General features: G+C 26.9%; 19 protein-coding genes. 15 read left to right on the top strand and 4 right to left on the bottom strand.

Annotation, left to right across the window (positions count from 1 at the left end; translation table 11 throughout):
- Positions 1 to 2: 2 nt before the first annotated feature.
- The 3 genes from TEGL_RS12030 to TEGL_RS12020 form a co-directional block, all read right to left on the bottom strand.
- Entirely contained in the window at positions 3 to 434 is a 432-nt protein-coding gene (locus TEGL_RS12030) for a hypothetical protein (protein WP_018592712.1), read from the bottom strand.
- Between the two features lie 52 nt (positions 435 to 486).
- Positions 487 to 921: a hypothetical protein gene (locus TEGL_RS12025; protein WP_018592713.1), complete on the bottom strand. Its 435-nt coding sequence runs from the start codon at positions 919 to 921 to the stop codon at positions 487 to 489.
- Positions 922 to 1,080: 159 nt separating this feature from the next.
- Positions 1,081 to 1,926, bottom strand: a complete 846-nt coding sequence (locus tag TEGL_RS12020) for a MerR family transcriptional regulator (protein ID WP_018592714.1) — start codon at positions 1,924 to 1,926, stop codon at positions 1,081 to 1,083.
- A gap of 83 nt (positions 1,927 to 2,009) precedes the next feature.
- Between TEGL_RS12020 and TEGL_RS12015 the strand changes: the two genes are divergently transcribed.
- The gene (locus tag TEGL_RS12015; protein ID WP_018592715.1) at positions 2,010 to 3,374 is read left to right on the top strand and encodes an MATE family efflux transporter; all 1,365 of its coding nucleotides are present in this window, start codon (positions 2,010 to 2,012) and stop codon (positions 3,372 to 3,374) included.
- 65 nt (positions 3,375 to 3,439) lie between these two features.
- Here the strand turns inward: TEGL_RS12015 and TEGL_RS12010 are convergent, their stop codons facing one another.
- On the bottom strand, positions 3,440 to 3,868 hold the full coding sequence (locus TEGL_RS12010; RefSeq protein WP_018592716.1) for a hypothetical protein: 429 nt from the start codon (positions 3,866 to 3,868) through the stop codon (positions 3,440 to 3,442).
- Positions 3,869 to 4,034: 166 nt separating this feature from the next.
- On the opposite strand from TEGL_RS12010, the gene TEGL_RS12005 reads away from it, so the two are divergent.
- The 14 genes from TEGL_RS12005 (at position 4,035) to TEGL_RS11940 (ending at position 21,547) form a co-directional block, all read left to right on the top strand.
- Entirely contained in the window at positions 4,035 to 5,114 is a 1,080-nt protein-coding gene (locus tag TEGL_RS12005) for a tetratricopeptide repeat protein (protein ID WP_018592717.1), read from the top strand.
- 78 nt (positions 5,115 to 5,192) lie between these two features.
- Positions 5,193 to 5,699 (top strand): nitroreductase family protein, encoded by a 507-nt coding sequence (locus TEGL_RS12000; protein WP_018592718.1) that lies wholly within the window; start codon positions 5,193 to 5,195, stop codon positions 5,697 to 5,699.
- Positions 5,700 to 5,710: 11 nt separating this feature from the next.
- Entirely contained in the window at positions 5,711 to 6,376 is a 666-nt protein-coding gene (locus TEGL_RS11995) for a Crp/Fnr family transcriptional regulator (protein ID WP_018592719.1), read from the top strand.
- 145 nt (positions 6,377 to 6,521) lie between these two features.
- The gene (gene asrA, locus TEGL_RS11990; protein WP_018592720.1) at positions 6,522 to 7,526 is read left to right on the top strand and encodes an anaerobic sulfite reductase subunit AsrA; all 1,005 of its coding nucleotides are present in this window, start codon (positions 6,522 to 6,524) and stop codon (positions 7,524 to 7,526) included.
- Positions 7,527 to 8,318 carry an anaerobic sulfite reductase subunit AsrB gene (gene asrB, locus TEGL_RS11985; RefSeq protein WP_018592721.1) on the top strand — a complete coding sequence of 264 codons (792 nt, stop codon included), beginning with the start codon at positions 7,527 to 7,529 and terminating at the stop codon, positions 8,316 to 8,318.
- 11 nt (positions 8,319 to 8,329) lie between these two features.
- Positions 8,330 to 9,298: a sulfite reductase subunit C gene (gene asrC, locus TEGL_RS11980; RefSeq protein WP_018592722.1), complete on the top strand. Its 969-nt coding sequence runs from the start codon at positions 8,330 to 8,332 to the stop codon at positions 9,296 to 9,298.
- 19 nt (positions 9,299 to 9,317) lie between these two features.
- Positions 9,318 to 10,103, top strand: a complete 786-nt coding sequence (locus tag TEGL_RS11975) for a formate/nitrite transporter family protein (protein WP_018592723.1) — start codon at positions 9,318 to 9,320, stop codon at positions 10,101 to 10,103.
- Positions 10,104 to 10,311: 208 nt separating this feature from the next.
- Positions 10,312 to 11,523 carry an EAL and HDOD domain-containing protein gene (locus TEGL_RS11970; protein WP_018592724.1) on the top strand — a complete coding sequence of 404 codons (1,212 nt, stop codon included), beginning with the start codon at positions 10,312 to 10,314 and terminating at the stop codon, positions 11,521 to 11,523.
- A 258-nt stretch (positions 11,524 to 11,781) separates the two neighbouring features.
- Positions 11,782 to 13,518, top strand: a complete 1,737-nt coding sequence (locus tag TEGL_RS11965) for a PAS domain-containing sensor histidine kinase (protein WP_018592725.1) — start codon at positions 11,782 to 11,784, stop codon at positions 13,516 to 13,518.
- 223 nt (positions 13,519 to 13,741) lie between these two features.
- Positions 13,742 to 16,138 carry a DUF2207 family protein gene (locus TEGL_RS11960; protein ID WP_018592726.1) on the top strand — a complete coding sequence of 799 codons (2,397 nt, stop codon included), beginning with the start codon at positions 13,742 to 13,744 and terminating at the stop codon, positions 16,136 to 16,138.
- A 41-nt stretch (positions 16,139 to 16,179) separates the two neighbouring features.
- Positions 16,180 to 16,728, top strand: coding sequence for a LemA family protein (locus tag TEGL_RS11955; RefSeq protein ID WP_018592727.1), 549 nt, complete (start codon positions 16,180 to 16,182; stop codon positions 16,726 to 16,728).
- 255 nt (positions 16,729 to 16,983) lie between these two features.
- Entirely contained in the window at positions 16,984 to 17,529 is a 546-nt protein-coding gene (locus TEGL_RS11950) for an NADH peroxidase (protein WP_027626955.1), read from the top strand.
- A 249-nt stretch (positions 17,530 to 17,778) separates the two neighbouring features.
- On the top strand, positions 17,779 to 20,175 hold the full coding sequence (locus TEGL_RS11945) for an ATP-binding protein (protein WP_018590506.1): 2,397 nt from the start codon (positions 17,779 to 17,781) through the stop codon (positions 20,173 to 20,175).
- A gap of 181 nt (positions 20,176 to 20,356) precedes the next feature.
- Positions 20,357 to 21,547, top strand: a complete 1,191-nt coding sequence (locus TEGL_RS11940) for a C40 family peptidase (protein ID WP_018590507.1) — start codon at positions 20,357 to 20,359, stop codon at positions 21,545 to 21,547.
- Positions 21,548 to 21,724 lie beyond the last annotated feature (177 nt).

Below are 21,724 nucleotides of genomic sequence, written 5' to 3'. Positions count from 1 at the left end.
TTCTAAAAGTTTGATTTAATTGCATCTAATACAAGAGTTCCTTCTTTATAAGTTGTGCATATATCAATAAAATAATGAGATTTACTATTATTATTTAGATATACTATTATACTGTTTAAACTTAATGCATATAAAGATGATACATATAATAAAGATGAATAAGCAGCTTTAAGTTCAATATTAGACTCATTTGAATAGTCTTTTGATATTTCCTTTGAACGTGATGCTAATATAGATTCACAATATTTTACATTTTCTTCAAACTTAGATATATCTAAAGGTTCATCTCCAGATATTTCATCAATCATAATATTAATTTTATTACCTACTATTTTTAAATCCTTTATGGCATCGGAAATATTATTAGTTTGAGCGTAAGATATATGTGTAAATAGCAACATAAAACAAAGTGCTAGTGATATGATTTTCTTCATAATTTCCTCCTGGTATATAAGGCTGTGTTAATACAGATAATATTTGAATATATTAACTGTTTTCTGACTTAAGTTCATGTAATGACATATTACCTTGCTTAAAAACAGCACATGTATCTATAAAATAACTAGTTTTACTGTCATCATTTATATACACCAGCATACTACTTAAGCTTAATTCGTATAGTGCTGTGACATATAATATTGTAGAATATGTTCTTCTGAGTTGTATATTAGTTTCTGTTGAATAGGCATTTGATATTTGTTTAGAGTTTGATGCTAAAATAGATTCACAAAATTTTATATCTTTTGTTAATTCATTAATATTTAGAGGTTCATCTCCAGTAATTACTTTTATCATAAGATTTACTCTATTATTAACCGTATCTAAATCTTGTATTGCAGTTTTAACGTTATTAGGTTGACCGTAGGATATATTTGTAAAAAGTAGAATAAAACAAAGGGTTAATGTTAAAAATTTTTTCATATTTTCCTCCAAGAATATAGTATTGTCAAATTTAGTATTTACTCAATACTTGCTAATATTCGCACAAATAACAATATTATAAAAATTAAAGTAATTATTGATATTAAGTTATTAGTTGATTAATATACAATTATACTAATGGTAATTTGACAAATGTTTTTATACTTTTTTCTTTACCTGAATAGATATCTTAAGAACAAAATCATCAGGATTTTTTACACAAACTTGATCAATTAAAACATCTTCATAAGCTAATCCAATTATTTCTATATCATTTTTATGTATAAACTGTAAAAGTTTTTTATAAATAATAGGAGCTTTTGAATAATACCCCTTTAAATATCCTACTAAGTAAGTTCCCTTAGGCTTGATTATAATATTTTTATAATTACAGTTTTTGTTTACTCTTATGTAATAATAACTGTAACTATTATCTTGAAGTAAATCTTCCTTTGTTTTTATAGAACCGCCAGCATACCCAAAATTCAAATCATTGTTATAAGCAAGATTTAAAAGATTAATATAAGCATCAATATCATAAGCATCTTCATTTTTATTAATTAGACTATTTAATTTATTTTTGTCTATTAAATCACTTAAAACAATATATTCTTCTTCTTGCTCCTCCAGTAAAATATCACATTTTATATTATTGGCTTCTTTAATAAGTTTAATTTTATTAGACATGACTTCTTGTTTTCTTTTAAGTTTATTTATTTCTTTCTCTATTTCTTTTGTCTCATATTCAAAAAGTTCTAACATATTTTCAGGAGTCCTATTATCCATATATTCTTTTATTTCCTTAAGTGGCATACCTATATCTTTCAAAGTATAAATAATGTTAAAAGTTTCTAATTGATACTCAGAATAATACCTATATCCAGTAGGCATAACTTTCTCTGGTTTAAATAAATTTATTTCATCATAGTAAAAAAGTGTTTTTTTGTGAACATTACACAGTTTTGCAAATTCACCTGTGGAAAAATATTTTATATTATTGTTCAATTTTTAATAACCTCCTTATTGACTATCCATTAACAGGATAGTTTATTATAAAATAAGTGAGTTTATATTGCAAGGAGGTCTTTATGGAAAATTCATTGGAAAAGAAAGTCACACTGACTTCTTTAATAAAATATACTTTACCAACTGTAATAATGATGATATTTTTTTCATTATATACCATAGTTGATGGTATGTTTATATCTAAATTTGTAGGTGCAAATGCACTTTCTTCTACAAACATTGTTTATCCTGTAATTAATATATTAATAGGAATAGGAGTTATGTTTGCAACAGGAGGTAGTGCAATTGTTGCTAAAACTATGGGAGAAAATAAAAATGAAGAGGCAAGAGAGTACTTCACCCTTATTACTATAAGCGCTATTATAGTAGGAATTGTTGTTGAAATTATATGTATTATTTTTATAAATGACATAATATATGCACTAGGATCAACTAAGTCTTTGTTTTTTTACTGTAAAGAATATTTATTCTTTATGATAATTTTCACGCCATTTATAATATTAAAGTTATATTTTGATTATTTTTTAGTAACGGCTGGAGTACCTAATCTAGGGCTTTTAAGTTCTGTCTGCGGTGGACTTTTAAACATAGTTTTAGATTATGTATTTATAGTTCAGTTAAATATGGGAGTTAGAGGTGCAGCTTTAGCTACTTGTATAGGATATGTTTTACCGAGCATAGTAGGTATAATTTACTTTTTCAACAAAAAAAACTTATTGCACTTTGTAAAGCCTAAATTTAACTTTAAAGTTATTTCAAGAAGTTGTTCTAATGGTATGTCAGAAATGGTTACACAAATATCTTCAGCACTTACAACTTTTTTATTTAATATTGTGATGATTAAATTTTTAGGTGAAGAGGGGGTAGCTGCTATTACAATTATGCTTTATATACAATTTTTGTTAAATGCAGCTTATTTAGGATTTACTTCAGGTGTGTCACCTAGAATTAGTTATAATTATGGAAGACAAGATGAAAATCAGGTAGAAAATTTATTTAAATATAGTATTATAATAATTTCAGCATTTGGTGTAATAACATTTATAATGTCTAGAGCCATGTCAGAAATATTAATATCATTATTTGCTACAAAAGGAAGCACATTATTTGAGATTAGTCATAATGGATTTATGATATTTTCAATTGCGTTTTTAGTGGCAGGAATAAATATATTTGGTTCGGGAATGTTTACAGCTTTTTCAAATGGAAAGATATCAGCTATTCTTTCTTTACTGAGAACTTTTGTTTTCTTCTTAATGGGAATATTTGTATTGCCTAGAATTATGGGAGTAGATGGAGTTTGGCTAGTAGTCCCTTTTGCAGAAGTCGCTACGATGGTAGTATCTTTAATCTTTATGTATAAATATAAAAAGGAATATTTGTATGACAATGCATTTGCCCTTAAAAGAAAAATAAGTATTAGTTAAAAAATCAGGGGCGTTACAAAAATGTAACGCCCCTATTTTATATTGATTTTAATAAAGTAAGCAAATTAATTCCAGTTTTTCCATTCCACCATAAAGGCAACACCTGCACTAAGTAAAGCAAGGCCTATTCCTATATATATAGCAGCCCAACAAAGTGGATTTATTGAATTAATAGATCTAATAGTAATTCCAAGACCCATCATAAATATCATTATTACATAACTTTTAACATCAAAGAAAGAAAATAAACATAGTTTATCATGTTCTTTTTCAGAAATTCTATTTTTATGTTTTTTAACTAACTTTATAAAAATAAAGTTGAAAAATATTAAAAATGTAACAACAGCAACCATTATTGAAATAAATGGATGAATTGATGAAGTAAATAGCACATTAAATCCAAGCTTTGATACCATACCACCAGCAAATATCCAAACTAATCCTGCTATAAATAGTAAACTTCTTTTTTTACATCTAGGTGTAAATAATTCCATAATATCATCTCCAGTTTTTAATCATGTAATATATATACCCAAGAAAATAGTAAATAAACAAATGGACAAATTTTTCTTGTTTTAAAATTTGTATAGTTTATGTTAAGAAAATAATTTATACTTATAAAAAAGATATAGACAATTACTTTATTAAGGAGAGTCATTAATGGAATTGAGAAAAATAATAGAAGAGCTTTATAGCGTTAGGAATTTAGACTTTGATGAGAGTGCTATTTATTATGAAAAATACAGAGATATACTTAAAGAAGAAATAAGTGAAAATTCATCAAATATAGAAGCCTATTGTTTACTTGCCATGTTAATATGTGAATATAGAGAAAGTACAAATAAATCAATTGAAATATTAGAAGAATGTTATATTAAAAATAAAGAAAGTTTCTCTGATAATAGTTTTTCATTATGGTCTACTTGCATGGCCTACTTTTTAATAGAAGAGGGATGTGATGAAGAAATTGAAAATAGAGGATATGATTTACTTTCTCAAGCTGTAAGTCGTAATTCAAATTATGAAAAAACATATTATGCATTTGGAAGAATAAATTTTGAAAGAAAAAATTATGAAAAAGCATGTAAGTTATTTCATAGGGCATTTGAGATAACTCCAAGAAAAGAATATAAATATTGTGAAGCAGTTAGTCACTTAATAAATGATAATCAAAGAGAAGGTATTTCATTATTAAAGTCCATATATACATATCCTTTTGAAGATATGTTAATCGACGGGAAGATTATATTTACCTTGGGTAGAGAGCTAGCACTTATGAGAAAAATAGAGGAAGCAAGAAAAATAGCTCATATATTATTAAATATAGATTATGAGGAATTTGATATTTGTGATGACGATATGGCTGACTTTATGTTTATTTTGGGTGATTATAAACGCTGCGTTGATCTATATGACAAAATTGAAATGTTTGAAGAACCTGTATGGTTGAATATATATTTTTATTCACTAAAACAGATGAATCAAATAAACAAGGCTAAGAAAAAATTAGTAGAAATTACACAAAATATTGAAAAGGGAATAAATGAAGAACCAAATTTTGATGATTGGGAAAGTTATGAGGATTACGAAGAATATATTATCTCTGAAAAAAATAGACTTGAAGAAATTAAGAAATGTTATGATAGCATTATAAATAATAATAAAGAGGTAAAATATAAACCCGATTATTATATTTATTATGAGTGTTATTATATTAACTGTCCCAGACATTTGATTTAGTTATGACATATATGAAAAGTATTATAATATATTTTTGAATTTGGTATTAAGATTTAAGCTATTAAGGGGGAAGATAAAATGTTAGAAGTTATAAAAAATAGACGTTCAATAAGAACATATATAGACAAAGAGGTGGAAGAAGAAATAATAATTGAAATTTTAAAATCAGCTATGCAAGCACCATCTTCAAAGAATTCTTCACCTTGGGAATTTGTTGTTATAGATGATAAAGCAATTTTATCTAACTTGTCAAGAACTCATCATAAATCGAAGCAAATTAAAGATGCAAAACTATGTATAGCAGTTACAGGAAACAAAGAAAGATTTCTAAAACCAGGAAAGTGGATACATGATTTAGGAGCATGTACACAAAATATTTTACTAGAATGTACGAATCAAGGGTTGGCTTCTTGTTGGGTTGGAGTTCACCCTAAGCGTAAGGTTATGGATAAAGTTAGAGAAACTTTGAATTTACCTGAAAATTTAATTCCATACTCTCTTGTAGCAATAGGTTATAGTAACGAAGAAAATAAATTTATAGATAAATTTGATAAAAATAAAATACATAGAAATAGATTTGAATAGCAGGTACTCATATGAATAATATAGAGGTATTTAAAAATATAAAGGAAGAAAGCAAAGTTAATCTAGAAAAAATACTTAAAACTAAAAAATTATCAAAGAAAGAAATTCTCTTTTATGAAAGAGATATGGTGGATAAAATTTATTTTATTAAAGAAGGTAAAATTTCTTTATTTAAAATAAATGAAAGTGGTGAAAGAAAAATTATCTTTATACTTCCAAAAGGACAAATGATAAATGATATTTTTATAGATGAGAAAAAAAGTAGTGCAGTATCATGTGAAGCTTTTGAAAAAAGCACTTTGTTAGAATGTAGTTCTAAGGATTTTATGAAGATCATGGAAAGTGATTTTATCTTAACTAAAAACGTATTAAATCACTTACAAAATATTAACAGAAGACTTTATCGACAACTTAAAAACTCCATATCCATAAGAATGGACAAAAAGCTTGCTGCCAAGCTTTATAGAATGGGTAGAGAATTTGGTGTAGAAAAAGATGAATGGACTTTAATTAATGCTAACTTAACCATAACATATATTGCTGATATGCTTGGATGTAAAAGAGAAACTTTATCTAGATCTATGAAAGTTTTACAAGATGAAAATTTAGTTAAAATAGAAAATAAAAAAATGTATATTAAAAGAGATGAACTATCATCCTATTTTAAAAATACATAGTACTAAGTGCCTACCTTTTGGTAGGCGCTTTTTTAGTTTCTTAATTAAAATTCATAATTTATTCACAATTTTGTGATTAATATCACAGACTTAGGGTAGTATACCATGTTATTATTTTTTTAACAAATTAAAGGGAGGAGAATATATGAAAATTAAATTAGATAAACAAAGATTTAATCAAGGTTTGAAAAGATTAAAGTTAGAATACAAAATATTAGCACCTGTGACAAAACCCTTCAAAGGCACTTTTTCTGATACGGATTTAACGAAATACGAAGAAATTGAAAGAATAGAGGACATAGAATTTAATAAAAAGTCTAATTTTTCTGCAAAAGAAATAATATTGCCAGTAAATCAGATACTTTTTTATTTTACTGAAAAAGAATTTAAAACAAGTGATTTAGGTGAGAAAAAGTTATTAGTTTTTCTTAGAGCTTGTGATTTAAATGGAATAAAAAGATTAGATGAAATTTATTTGAATAATGGCATGGAAAAGGATTTCTTCTACGAAAGATTAAGAAAAAAAGTTAAATTCGTTCTAATAGGATGCAAAGAAAGCTATAGAAATTGTTTTTGTGTAAGTATGAAGTCAAACAAATCTGACAACTATTCAATGGGATTAAATTTAAGAGAAGATGAAGTTTATTTAGACATAAAAGATGAAGATTTAGATATATTTAAAGGTCAAGAATGTGACTTTGAAGTTGATTATGTAAAATCAAATAATATATCAGTAGAAGTTCCAAGAAATATAAATTCTGCCCAATTATCAAAACATGAAATGTGGAATGAATATGATGCAAGATGTATAGCTTGCGGAAGATGCAATTTTGTCTGTCCAACATGTAGTTGCTTTACAATGCAGGATGTTTTCTACAAAGAAAATGAGAAGGTAGGAGAAAGAAGAAGAGTCTGGGCATCATGTCAAGTAGATGGATATACTGATATGGCAGGTGGTCACTCATTTAGAAAAAAACAAGGTGAGAGAATGAGATTTAAAGTAATGCACAAAATTTATGACTTTAATAAAAGATTTGGATATGACATGTGTGTAGGATGTGGAAGGTGTGACGATGCATGTCCGCAATATATATCATTTTCTCAGTGTATAGATAAAGTTAAAAAAGTAGTTAATGAGGAGGAAAAATAAATGAATGCTTATATACCAGTGGCAGCACCAATAATAAGTATAGTAAAACATACAGAAATTGAATGGACTTTTAGAGTAGAGACTTATACTAAAAATGTGCTTCCAGGAAAATTTTATGAAATATCAATACCAAAATACGGAGAGTCCCCAATTTCAGTAAGTGGATATGGAGAAAATTATATAGATTTCACCATAAGAAATGTGGGGAAAGTAACTAGTGAGTTATTTAACTACAGAGTAGGAGATAAATTTTTTATAAGAGGACCTTATGGAAATGGCTTCGATGTAAGTTTTTACGAGGATAGGGAAGTTGTAGTTGTTGCAGGAGGAAGTGGTTTGGCACCTGTAAGAGGAATAGTTGAACACTTCTACCATAATCCCCAAAAATGCAAAAGCTTTAAGTTAATAGTAGGTTTCAAATCTCCAAAAGATTTATTGTTCAAAGACGACATAAAAAAATGGAGTGAGAAATTAGATGTCCTTGTAACAGTTGATAAAGCAGAGGAAAGATATGAGGGAAATGTGGGTCTTGTTACAAAATATATTCCCCAACTAAATATAGACGATGTAACTAATATGTCTGCAATAGTTGTTGGACCACCAATGATGATGAAGTTTACTGTTGGAGAATTTTTAAAAAGAGATTTAGATGAAAAAAATATATGGGTTTCTTATGAAAGAAAAATGTGCTGTGGAGTAGGCAAATGTGGACATTGTAAAATGGATGACACTTATATTTGTATAGATGGTCCAGTATTTGATTATTCTTATGCAAAAAGTCTTATAGATTAGGGGGAAAGATAATGTTAAGAGATGTAAATACTAAAAAAGTAATGAAAAATGCTTATAGGATTACTAAGAATAAATATGAAACTTCTCTAAGAGTTAGAATTCCTGGAGGATGCGTAGATCCAGAAAGTTTAATGATAGTTTCAAAAATAGCTAATGAATACGGTAATGGACAAATCCATATTACAACTAGACAAGGTTTTGAAATCCTTGGTATAAAAATGGAAAATATGGAAGAAGTAAACAAAATAATTCAACCTGTTATAGAAAAAATGGAAATTAATCAAGAGACAAAAGACTCAGGATATCCAGCAGCAGGGACTAGAAACATATGCGCTTGTATAGGAAATAAAGTCTGTCCAAAGGCACAATATAACACTACTGAATTTGCAAAAAAAATGGAAAAAGCAGTATTTCCAAATGATTTACACTTTAAAATTGCTTTTACAGGATGCCCAAATGATTGTATAAAAGCAAGAACTCACGACTTTGGAATAATAGGAATGACACTTCCTTTATATGATAAAGATAGATGCGTATCTTGTGGTGCTTGTGTAAAAAAATGTGAAAAACTTTCCACTGGTGCTCTTAAAATGGAAAACTACAAGATAATAAGAAATCACGACAAATGTATAGGATGTGGAGAATGTACACTAAACTGTCCAACAAGTGCATGGACTAGAGATGAAAATAAATATTATAGGCTATCTATCATGGGTAGAACAGGTAAAAAAAATCCAAGACTTGCTGAAGATTTTCTAGTTTGGGCTGATGAAGAATCAATAATAAAAATAGTCCTTAATACTTATAAATATGTTAAAGAATATATAGATAAAGATGCTCCAGGGGGAAAAGAGCATATAGGATATATAATTGATAGAACTGGATTTATGGAATATAAAAAGTGGGCTTTAGAAGGCGTAGAGTTTTCAGACATAGTTAAAGTAAATGAAAATATTTATTGGAGTGGTATAAAATATTAAAAATTCAGGAGGGTTTATTATGCATAATGAAACAGTATTAAAAATAAGTGGCGCAGCAAAAAATAAAATCAATTTATTAGACAATAACAAATTAAAATACTTAGTATCGTCAGCTTTTGCAGGATTATATGTGGGATTAGGAATCATATTAATATTTACAGTTGGTGGATTATTAGGTGCAGCAAACTCTCCTGCAACGAAAATAATGATGGGATTATCTTTTGCAGTAGCGTTATGCTTAGTAATAATGACAGGGACAGAATTATTTACAGGAAATAACATGGTTATGACCGTGGGAAGATTAAATAAAGGTGTTTCAACTTTAGATATGAGTAAAGTATGGATATTTAGTTTTTTAGGGAATTTACTTGGGTCTATACTAGTTGCAGGATTTTTCGTTGGAACAGGTCTTGTGAATGAGGGGCCAGTAACGGAATTTTTTGCGACAACTTCTATAGCAAAAGCATCAGCACCATTTATATCGTTATTTTTTAGAGGTGTTCTTTGCAATATATTAGTTTGCGTAGCGGTTTTATGTTCATTTAGAACTAATGACGATACAGCAAAAATACTTATGATATTTTTGTGTTTATTCGCTTTTATAACTAGTGGATTTGAGCATAGTGTTGCAAATATGACAATATTTTCTGTAGTTTTAATATCACCAGTTATTCAAGGTGCAACATTAGCAGGAGCTGTTTACAATTTAGTAGCAGTAACCCTTGGAAATATGGCTGGGGGAGCATTAGTAATGGGGCTTGGTGTTTTTATAATGGGAAGTGAAGATAAAAATACAAGTAATTAGTCCATAAAATAAATACAAAAACACATTATTTCACCTGAGTATAGATATGTAAAAAGATTTAAATTTCTCTAATAACCCCTTATATTCTGAAAAATTTACCCAAATTACGATATAAAATAATTAATATGTCTAAATTAATGGTATTTTGTAAATATATGTATTAATATATATATTGGTTGAAAAATATTTAAATGATTGGGGGGTCTTTATGAAAATTTATATAGCAAGGCAACCTATTTTTAATAGTGATAAACTGTTATTTGGATATGAGTTATTACATAGAAATAGTAATGAAAATAGATATGCTAATATCGATGAAGATGAAGCTACAAGAGAACTAACTTATAATGTTTTATCAGAATTTGATTTATATTCTTTGATTAAACAAAAATATGGATTTATAAACTTTAATAAAGAATCCTTAATGTCTGACATACCTTTACTTTTTAATTCAAAGAACATTATAATTGAAATTTTAGAAAATACTGAAATGGATGAAGAGCTAATAGATAGAGTTGCTTTTCTCAAATATAAAAAATATACATTAGCACTTGATGATTTTGTGGATGATGGTACTTATGATGCACTATTACCTTATATAGATATTATAAAAGTTGAATATAGTTTACTTGATACAGACAAGAGAAGAGAAATAGCTAAGAAGTATAGAAATAGCAAAAAGCTAGTTGCGGAAAGAATTGAAACAGAAGATGATTATATAAATGCAATGAGAGATGGATACACTTTATTTCAAGGATATTATTTTAGCAAACCTATAATGATATCAAAAGACAGCCTTTGTATTGCATCATCATCATATTCACGCTTATGGGAAGAAATATCAAAAGGAAATCCTGAATTTGATGCTTTAGAAGAAATAATAAAATTAGATGTAGGTCTAACTTATAAACTATTATCTTTGATGAATACATCTATATACTATAGAGGAACTGAGATTAATTCAGTAAAACAAGCTTTAGTACGTTTAGGAATTGTAGAAACCCAAAGATGGATAATGCTTTTGTTTTTACGAGATATGACAGGCGAGGATAATGATGAATTTGCAAAATCATCTTTATTTAGGGCAACATTTATGGAAAAAATCATAACTAAATTAGATTATAAATATATGAGACATGATGCATATATGACTGGATTATTATCTTTAATAGATAATATTTTAGAAGAAGATATATTGTCAATTTTAGATTCTTTAGGACTATCCGAAATAATTAAAACGGCCTTTATAAATAAAGAGGGAGTATTATATGACTCCTTAGAATGTGTAAAAGAATATGAATTAAGTAATTGGGATATAGTTGAAAAATTTAATGAAAATTATAATTTAGACAAAGAAACTATTTCCTCTATATACTTAGAATCATTAAGATATGCTGACGCAATGTTTAGTAAGGTTTAATAATTTTACAATTTAACAAAAATACAAAGGTGATATTTTGAAATATAAATTATTTTGAGATATCACTTTTTTATATGCTTTTTAAAAGAGTTAATATATAGTATATAAATATTATAATCGATAAATAAAAAGCATTGATTGTTTTATATTTAACAAAATTTAGGAAAAAATTTAAAAAGGTCGTAGATATTAAAGTATTTTAAATCTATAATTAGTATTAAAGGGAAATTTTAAGATTATTTGTTCTGGAGGAGTATTATGGAGGAAATGAATATATATAAAAATTTAAATGATGTAAATACATTAAAATCTGATGAAAGTGTAAAGGAAACAATTACACATATATGTAAAGACATATTAGAAAATACAAAATCAGACGGCATATCTATCTATATTTTCAATAAAAAAGAAAGTGCTTTAATTCCATTTTTAGAATTGGGAGATGATATAAAGTATACTAAAATATTTACTAAAATTAACATAAATATGAAAGAATTAGAGATTATAAAACAGGAAAACACAGAATTATATCATAAAGATAGAGTTGAAAAGCTTATAAATATGAAAAAACATAAACGCTGTGAACTAGAAAAATCTTATAAAAATCATATTTTTAGTGCGTATAAGCTTTCTGTAGACAATGAATTTATAGGAAGTTTACAAATTATTTACAAGGAAGAAACAGTATATAACAATATACCTTATGATTATATGAATGGTGTTTGTAAATTAATTTCAATAATTTTAAGAAGTTGGTTATTAAATAAAGAGGTAATTTTAGAAAATCAAAAAAGAACGATAATAGAAAATGAACTTGATGAATATTTAGAAAAATCAACGGATTTAGTTTGCATATATGATGAAAATCAACGAATAATAAATCTAAGCTCCAGTTGGACTAAAATACTAGGTTGGACAAAAGAAGAGCTGCTAAATAAAGGGATATACGATTATGTGTATTTTGAAGATTTAAAAGAGTTAAGTGATATAAATAAATATCTATCGAAAATAAATGATAAAGAAAATAGAAAAACTGAAATTAAAACAAGGTATTTATGTAAAAATGGCACTTATAAATGGATTCATTGGAATATAGAGTATTCTGAAAAAATAAGTGGATATTTTGTTACAGGGAAAGATATTACAGAAAAAATAGTTGAGGAAGAAAGACAAAAAAATCTTGAAGAAAGAATAAAGTTAGAAGCTATGAAATGTGATTTCTTTACAAATATGTCTCATGAGTTTAAGACACCTTTAAATATTATCCTAGGAACAATGCAAGTTATGGAAAAGAGTACTGAAAATTATGGGAAAATACAAAATGATGATTTGTGCAGATACTTAAAAAATATAAAACAAAACTCATATAGACTTTTAAAATTGGTAAATAATTTAACTGATATTAGCAAAATGGATATTGGATATTATAATATTAATTTGAGTAAAAATAATATAGTTAATATAGTAGAGGATATATGTTTATCCGTAGTTGAACATGCAAAAAATAAAGGTGTTGAAATAATATTTGATACAGAATGTGAAGAAATTGAAATGGCTTGTGATCCAGATGCTATAGAAAGAGTAGTGTTAAACTTATTATCAAATGCTATCAAATATTCATTAAAAGAAAATAGCAGAATACTTGTAAATATATGTAACGATAAAGAATTTGTTTTTGTAAGTATAAAAGACAATGGAAGAGGAATACCAAAAGATAAGTTAGAAATTATTTTTGATAGATTTGGACAAGCAAATGTAGACTTTAAAAAACGATATGAGAGTAGTGGTATAGGGTTGTATCTTGTTCAATCAATAATAAAACTTCACGGTGGAAATATTAAAGTTGAAAGTGTAGAAAATGAAGGCTCTACTTTTACTTTTGCACTGCCTAAGAATTTAAAAATTAATGATGAAGCAAAAAATATTTCTCCTTTTGAAAAGAATAATTTAAGTATAGAAAAGTGTAAAATTGAATTTTCTGATATATATAATTAATACTTGGTGTGAAAACATTTTTTGGAATGATAAATATAAATTATTGAATAAAAATAGAGGAGTATATGACGTTGTTGTTTGTATAACATACTCCTCTATTTTTTTATTATACCTCTAATTTAAAATAAAAATTGGTGGGAGAAAAGTATATTATAAAAAAGATATACCCTTTATTTGAACTATGTTACTATATTTAGTAAGAGATAAAAAGGAGGGGGCATGGGTGATAAGATTTAAAAAAATAGTATTATTTTTGGTTCTGATAGTAATATCTATTAACATATCTTCGTTTAGGGTTTATGCACAAGACAATGGTTATTATATAAAAAATATGTATGTAAATGTGGATATAAATGACAAAAGGGAATTTAAGATAACGGAGACTATAGATGTATATTTTAATGAAGAACGTCATGGAATTATTAGAAATATACCCACATCTACGCGATTAGAAGATTACAATATAAAAGACGTATCTGTAGAAGGTGCACCTTATGAAATAGAAGACTCATTTGACATGAAGATAAAGATAGGTGATGAAGACGAAACGATAAGTGGTGATAAAACTTATAAAATAACATACACCATGGAAAACTATAACGAGGAAAAGCCAGAAGGTGACTATATTTATTTAAACGTCTTGGGAGATCAATGGGACACGAAAATTGAAAATTTCACTTCAACAATTACTTATCCAAAGAAAGCAAATTTAGAAAAAATAAATGTTACTGATGGTGAATATGGCAGTAAAGATTCAAAAAATGTACAATATGAGGTGAAAAACAATAAAATTTATATAAATTCAATAAATACTATAAAACCTCATAATGCTATAACAGTAAATGCTATGTTAAACGAGGGAGCCTTTAAAAATGCACCTATAAAACAATATCCATATATAATCGAAAAGCAATTCATAGATATCAATATTACAGATGACAAAAAGTATGAAATACAACGTGATTTTAAAATAAAAATAAATAAGAACTATTCGGGTGAAGAGAATATTATGATTGATCTGTTCGACATTATAAAGGGTAAAAATTTTTATTTATTAAATATGAGTGTAAATGATAAAAGTGTATCTTACAATGAAAAACATGGAATTATAACTTTAGATAAAAGTAGAGATGAATATAACTTTAAAGTATCATATACAATTGAGCCTAAGCTTAGTGATGATATTGTATTTAAGATAGTAGAGACAACTTTAGATGGAAAACTAGAAAATCTCAAAGTAAAGGTAAATTCTCCTTTTCTAATAAATAATGCAACTGTGGATTTTAATGAAAAAGGAGCCAATTATGGTACTGATAGATTTAATTTAGAAAAAGATGATAATAATGTAATATTTACAAATAAAAATACTATATATGATGGCGAAGATGTAAATCTAAGTATTGATATAGATGAAAATTTATTTGTAAGACCTTTGCCTGTATCTGCAAATATTGTTAAATTTTCAACACCTGTAATATTACTTATAATTGTTTTTTTATATTTTAGATTTAAAGATAAAAATCCTGTAACACCAGTGGTTCAATTTTATCCGCCTAGATCTATGAATAGTGCAGAAGTTGCATATGGTTTCAATGAAAGTATTAGCAACTCACAAGTTACATCATTATTATTCTATTGGGCAAGTGAAGGTTATATAAAAATAATTATGAAGGAAAAAAATAAGTTCACCATTGAAAAATTAAAAGAAATAGATAGTAACCATAAACCTTATGAAAAAAATTTATTCAATAGTTTATTTAAATATGGTGATGGTAAAAAAGTAACTGGTGAAAAATTAAAAACTTATTTTGGGGAAGAAGTAAGTAAGGCAGTAAAAGGTGTTACTGAAGAATTTAAATATGAGAAAAAACTTAGAGATAGTGCTTCTAAAAAAGCGGGATTTTTACTAAATATAATATCTGCAATACCGATAATATCATGTATGATGGCTGCTAGAGAGGTAGATCATGGGTCTGTATTAGGATGTATATTATTTAGTATTTTATTATTAGTTGTACATCTTGTATTTTACTTAATTTTTTATCAATTATTAAAGAAAAGACATGGATTAATTAAGAAAAATAATAAAATTATTGGTGTAATGGTTATTAGTTTTATTTACTTAATCATAATAAGATTACCATTTTTATTTTCTGACTTGGATGGACTTATAATAATAGCCAGTATAGTAGTATCATTAATTGGAAATATATTGAGTAGCTGTATTCCAAAACGAAGTGATTATGGCAAAGAATTACTAGGTGAAATAGTAGGATTTAGAAACTTTATGGAAGTAGCAGAAAAAGAAAGATTAGAATCTTTGTTAGAAGAAGATCCAGAGTATTTTTATAATACACTTCCTTATGCACAAGTTCTTGGAGTAACTAAAAAATGGGCCAATAAGTTTAAGGATATTTCTATGGAACAACCATCTTACTATGATACTTATTATCCATTAAATAACTATATTGCCTTAAATATGTTCGTAAATGATTTAAATAAAGTAGAATCCACAGCAAGTCACATTATAGACACTTCTTCTGGTAGCTCAGGAGGAGGATTCGGAGGTGGCGGATTTAGTGGAGGAGGCTCTGGTGGTGGAGGAGGCTCAAGTTGGTAGAACTAAATAAATATAAAGTATAATAAAATGGAGGTGAAATAATGACGGGGATTATTATTTTAGTAATAGCAGGTGTTATTGTAATATGGGGTGTTGCAACGTACAACAAGCTTGTATCACTTAGAATGAATGTAAAAGAAGGATTTTCTACTATAGACGTATTCTTAAAGAAAAGATACGACCTTATACCTAATTTAGTAGAAATAGTAAAAGGATATGCAGCTCATGAAAAGGAAACTTTGCAAAATGTAGTTCAGGCAAGAGGAAATGCCATTTCAAGTTCTCCAGAAGATAAGTCAAAATATGAAGGAGAATTATCTAATGCATTAAGTAGATTATTAATGATTTCTGAAAACTATCCAGATCTAAAAGCTGACAATCAGTTTATAAATTTACAAAAAGAATTACAAAATATAGAATCAGAAATTGAAAAATCAAGAAGATATTATAATGGAACAGTAAAAAATCTTAATAAAACAGTACAAAGTGTGCCAAGTTGTATAATTGCAAGCTTGTTTAAATTTAAGGAAGAACCTTTTTTTGAATTGGAAAATCCTGAAGAAAGAGAAAATATTAAGGTTAAATTCTAGATTTAAAGATAATAAAATTAATGTAAGAAAGCATGAATTATATAAAAAAGTCATTGGAGACATAACTCCAGTGACTTTTTTGCTAAAAATAAATAACTTATCTGATGTATTATGATGTAACTATGCAAATAAAATTCAAAAACCCTGTTTAATGTAAAAAGTGGTGGGTATATATAAAATTGTAAGTAAGTATTAACATTTAAAACTGACTACTAAAAGTAAGAGAATATAAATAAAAAATGGAGGAAATAAAAAATGAAAAAATTTGTTTGTACAGTATGTGGTTATATATATGAAGGAGAAACTGCTCCAGAAGTATGTCCAGTATGTAAAGTAGGAGCTGAAAAGTTCGAAGAAATGAAAGGTGAAATGAATTGGGCTGACGAGCATAGAATAGGTGTAGCTCAAGGGATTGACGAAGAAATAGTTGAAGGGTTAAGAGCTAACTTCGTTGGAGAATGTACAGAAGTAGGAATGTACTTGGCTATGTCAAGACAAGCTGATAGAGAAGGACATCCAGAAGTTGCAGAAGCGTACAAGAGAATAGCTTTCGAAGAAGCAGAACATGCTGCTAAATTTGCTGAATTATTAGGAGAAGTAGTTGTTGCTGATACTAAGAAAAACTTAGAAGCTAGAGTTGAAGCAGAATATGGAGCTACTGAAGGTAAATTAAAAATAGCTAAGAGAGCTAAAGAGTTAGGATTAGATGCTATACATGATACAGTTCATGAAATGTGTAAAGATGAAGCTAGACACGGTAAAGCATTCTTAGGATTATTAGAAAGACATTTTGGAAAATAAGCTTAATATAAAAAATCTAATAAAGGGATAGAAAGCTATTATATGATAGCTTTCTATCCCTTTTACTATTCAATTTGACTATATATAAAAGAAAAAATAGTTTTTGAATTTAGAATGATTTATTTATTGAAAAAAATTGGCAACATATGGTGTAACTTAACTAATTATATAAAACAATACAAAAATGTGTTAAAATATGTAGTAATAATACAGACAAATTATTACTAATAGGGTAAGAGGGGATTGGAAATGTTATCAATATACAATAAAATTAGTGACTATATTGTTGTACTAAACTATGTCGGGGAGATAATTTTTTGTAATGAAAGTTTTTTAAAACGATTGAATTACATTAAAGAAGATGTATTAAATTTGAATATTTTAAAAATAATAAAAAGCAAAGAAAATAATGTTATAAATGAGCTTATAGAAATAGAAGATAAAAGTAAAATTTTAGATTTTTGTTCAAAATCTAATGAAATAGTTAAAGTTAATTCCAATATTACAATAGAATATTTTAATAATGAGAAAAGTATTTTTATAGTAGGTAATGAAGTAAACTCAAAACCCTATACAATGGAAATGTTAGAAGATATTTTAGAGAATATTAAGATTTCTACGTTTGTGATAAACAAGGATGGGAAGTATTTATATGCTAATAAATCATTTGCAAATATGTTCAATTTGACAAGAGAAGATATTATAGGAAAATATAATAGTAATTATTGGCAAAATGAAATTTGTGAAGGATTTGAAGTGAATAATAGAGAAGTATTTGAGAATAAAAGACCTAAAGTATTTCACGAAAAACTTGTAGTTGATGATAATATTCAGTGGAATAAAAGTTACAAATGTCCAGTATATGATGAAAATGAAAAATTTAAATACATAGTGGCTACATCCGAAAAAATTAATTTATCAAAAAATGTATCAGAAGACCTATACAAGAACTTTAATAAAACAATAATTAAAAGTGATTACAATGACATTAAGGGAAGTAATACTGATTTGAGGAAAATACTAAGTAATATTGGACAACGGATACTAGAACATACCCAGGCAGATGGTTTATCAATACTTATGTATGACAATCATAAAGAAGGTTTAATACCATTCATAAAATTAAAAAATTCTAATAAATATCTTGAAAGTTTAAAATTTATACCATGTAAAATAGATGAATTATACTCGAATAAAAATAAAAATTATTTCAATATTCTGTACTCTAAGTCAAAAATAAAAAACTTACCAATTTGGGAGAAAATATGTATGGATGATTTGAACTATGCAGGTAACTATAGAATAGAGTTGAGTAATGAATTTATTGGAATTATAGTTTTAAGTTATAATAATAATAATTCACCTAAATATAACTATGATGAATTTATGAAACATATATGTAATAAAATAGCCATGATTGTTAAAAATGTTAGGCTTTCAAATCAGGTATTTGTTGAAAATAAAATGCGTAAGTATACTGAAAAAGAGCTAGAACAGTACTTAAAAGTTTCTGCTGATTTAGTATCCATGGTTGGAAAAGATACATATTTTAAAAGAGTTAGTCCAAACTGGTATAATGTTTTAGGTTGGACAGAAGACGAATTATTATCAATGCCAATAAAAGATATTGTTCATCCTGAAGAGGTGGAGTGTTTTAAAAATAAAAATTATGCAGATAAAGATGGTGAGATCACTAGACATGTTATTCGATTTCGACATAAGAAAGGCCACTATGTTCATCTTGAATGGAGTAGCATGTACATATCTAATCAAGAAGTATATGTGACTTCGGCAAGAGATATTACAAAAAAATTAGAAACAGAAAAAGAAAAAAGAAAATTACAAGAAGCTGTTCAATTAGAAATTGTGAAAAATGAATTTTTTTCAAATATATCTCATGAATTTAGGACACCAATAAATATATTAATAGGTACGATGCAACTTATTAATAAAAATATTGAAAAAAATAATATCGATGTAGAAAATTTAAAGAAGCATCTTAATTATATAAAGCAAAACTCTTATAGATTATTAAGATTAGTTAATAATTTAATAGATATAAGTAAGATGGATACAGGAGTATATGAGCTAAGATCATCCAATCAAAATATTATAAATGTAATTGAGGATATAACTCTTTCTGTGGCAGAATACACAAAAAATAATAATATAAATCTTATATTTGATACAAATGTTGAAGAGTTGATTACTTTTTGTGATCCAGATAAGATAGAAAGAATAATGCTTAATCTTTTATCAAATGCTGTAAAATTTACACCGGAGAATGGATGTATTAAGGTTGATGTTAATGCTACTGAAAAGGATGTAATTGTTTCAGTTTATGATACTGGTATAGGTATTCCAGAGGATAAATTAGATATTATATTTGATAGGTTTGGGCAAGTTGATGGTTCATTTAATAGGATGTGTGAAGGTAGTGGTATAGGATTATCATTAGTTAAAAACTTGGTGGAAATGCATGGAGGAAAAGTTCATGTGAAAAGCAGGGTTAATGAAGGATCTCAGTTTACATTTACAATTCCTATTATATTAAAAGAAGAAAATAATAAAGACTATGATTCTGATAGAAAATTTAAGCACGTGGAAAGATGTGATATAGAATTTTCAGATATATATAGTGTGTAAATAAAAAGAGCTTTTAAATACTAGATTGTAATAGCCTCCTATACAAATATAGGGGGTTATTATTTTGTTAATTTATTATTTTTTGTAAAAATATAGAAATTTTTGTTATTGTTGTGCTACAATGGTTACAAAAGGGTTACAAAAATTACAGAAAAGTTACAAATGAGGTGATGTGTGGAATATGATTTTTAACAAAAATACAAAAAATATTTCAAAAGGAATAGCTGTAGGTATGCTAGCTACAAGCATTATGCCATCAGTAGCTATAAATGAAAATGTAGAAGCTAGTGAAGTTAGGAGTAGCAAAGTTGTAGAAGTTACATGTGATGCTCTTAATGTTAGAACAGGATCTAGTACGAAACATTCTATAGCAGGTACAGTAAGAAAAGGAACAAAACTTGAATATATATCAACATGCAGTAATGGATGGTATAAGGTTAAATATAAAGGTAGCACTAGATATGTAAGTAATAAATATTCAAAATTAAAAGGTGATTCAACTTCAACTTCTAGTTCAAAAACTGTGCAAGTTACAGGAAGTAGAGTTAATATAAGAAGTGGAGCTGGAACAAAATATTCTATAGTAGATACAGTAAGTAAGGGAACAAAACTTAAATACATATCAAGATGCAGTAATGGTTGGTATAAGGTTGAGTACAAAGGAAAAACAAGATATATTACTGATGAATATACTAAAATTTCAGGATCAACAACTACATCAGATTCAATAAGAAAAGTAGGTAAGGTTACAGCGTCAGCACTGAATGTAAGATCAGGTGCTTCAACTAAACATAGTGTTAAAAAAACAATTAAAAAGAATAGTGTTGTTGGTGTAATATCATCGTATAGTAATGGATGGTCTAAGGTAAAACTATCAAGTTCAACTACAGGATATGTATCAACTAAATACTTAAAGGTGTATGCTGGAGACTCAAATGACATAAAAGTAAGTTATACGTCATCGTCTTCCTCATCATCTTCTAATAAGCCATCAAGTAATTCGAAACTTGATAAAGTATTATCTACTGTTAAAGCACAAGTAGGTAAACCATATGTTTATGGTGCTGCAGGACCTAATTCTTTTGATTGTTCAGGGCTTACATATTATGCTTATAAAAAAGCAGGAATTTATTTAAATAGAACATCTAGAGATCAAGCCAAAAATGGAAAACATGTAAGCAAAAGTAATTTAAAAGCAGGTGACTTGGTATTTTTTAATAGTGGAACAAATTCTATTAGACATGTGGGCATGTATGTTGGTAATGGTAAATTTATTCACTCACCAAGTCCAGGAAAATCCGTAAAATATGAAAAATTATCAACATCATATTATGTTAAAGGATATGTTACAGGAAGAAGAATAATCTATTAGATTAGTGTTATTTAAAAGGTAGTAGTAGATTTAAAAATATGTGTATTTGTCAAAAATCACCTCTTTATGAGGTGATTTTTTTATTATGTAGTATAAAATATAAGGTGAAAATCGCATGAAAAATAAAAAAAATAAAAAAAAGTTCGTAAAAAACTTGTAAAAATTTGGAGTAGCGTA

The organism is Terrisporobacter glycolicus ATCC 14880 = DSM 1288, assembly GCF_036812735.1.
In the GTDB taxonomy this organism is placed as follows: Bacteria; Bacillota; Clostridia; order Peptostreptococcales; family Peptostreptococcaceae; genus Terrisporobacter; species Terrisporobacter glycolicus.
The sequence above is the reverse complement of the archived record's forward strand: the minus strand, read 5'-3'. Positions and strand labels throughout refer to the sequence as shown.

Excerpts from the sequence above, each read along its gene's own strand:
- TEGL_RS12030 (WP_018592712.1), bottom strand. The coding sequence starts at position 434 with ATGAAGAAAATCATATCACTAGCACTTTGTTTTATGTTGCTATTTACA.
- TEGL_RS12025 (WP_018592713.1), bottom strand. The coding sequence starts at position 921 with ATGAAAAAATTTTTAACATTAACCCTTTGTTTTATTCTACTTTTTACA.
- TEGL_RS12015 (WP_018592715.1), top strand. The coding sequence starts at position 2,010 with ATGGAAAATTCATTGGAAAAGAAAGTCACACTGACTTCTTTAATAAAA.
- TEGL_RS12010 (WP_018592716.1), bottom strand. The coding sequence starts at position 3,868 with ATGGAATTATTTACACCTAGATGTAAAAAAAGAAGTTTACTATTTATA.
- TEGL_RS12005 (WP_018592717.1), top strand. The coding sequence starts at position 4,035 with ATGGAATTGAGAAAAATAATAGAAGAGCTTTATAGCGTTAGGAATTTA.
- TEGL_RS12000 (WP_018592718.1), top strand. The coding sequence starts at position 5,193 with ATGTTAGAAGTTATAAAAAATAGACGTTCAATAAGAACATATATAGAC.
- TEGL_RS11995 (WP_018592719.1), top strand. The coding sequence starts at position 5,711 with ATGAATAATATAGAGGTATTTAAAAATATAAAGGAAGAAAGCAAAGTT.
- asrA (WP_018592720.1), top strand. The coding sequence starts at position 6,522 with ATGAAAATTAAATTAGATAAACAAAGATTTAATCAAGGTTTGAAAAGA.
- asrB (WP_018592721.1), top strand. The coding sequence starts at position 7,527 with ATGAATGCTTATATACCAGTGGCAGCACCAATAATAAGTATAGTAAAA.
- asrC (WP_018592722.1), top strand. The coding sequence starts at position 8,330 with ATGTTAAGAGATGTAAATACTAAAAAAGTAATGAAAAATGCTTATAGG.
- TEGL_RS11975 (WP_018592723.1), top strand. The coding sequence starts at position 9,318 with ATGCATAATGAAACAGTATTAAAAATAAGTGGCGCAGCAAAAAATAAA.
- TEGL_RS11970 (WP_018592724.1), top strand. The coding sequence starts at position 10,312 with ATGAAAATTTATATAGCAAGGCAACCTATTTTTAATAGTGATAAACTG.
- TEGL_RS11965 (WP_018592725.1), top strand. The coding sequence starts at position 11,782 with ATGGAGGAAATGAATATATATAAAAATTTAAATGATGTAAATACATTA.
- TEGL_RS11955 (WP_018592727.1), top strand. The coding sequence starts at position 16,180 with ATGACGGGGATTATTATTTTAGTAATAGCAGGTGTTATTGTAATATGG.
- TEGL_RS11950 (WP_027626955.1), top strand. The coding sequence starts at position 16,984 with ATGAAAAAATTTGTTTGTACAGTATGTGGTTATATATATGAAGGAGAA.
- TEGL_RS11945 (WP_018590506.1), top strand. The coding sequence starts at position 17,779 with ATGTTATCAATATACAATAAAATTAGTGACTATATTGTTGTACTAAAC.
- TEGL_RS11940 (WP_018590507.1), top strand. The coding sequence starts at position 20,357 with ATGATTTTTAACAAAAATACAAAAAATATTTCAAAAGGAATAGCTGTA.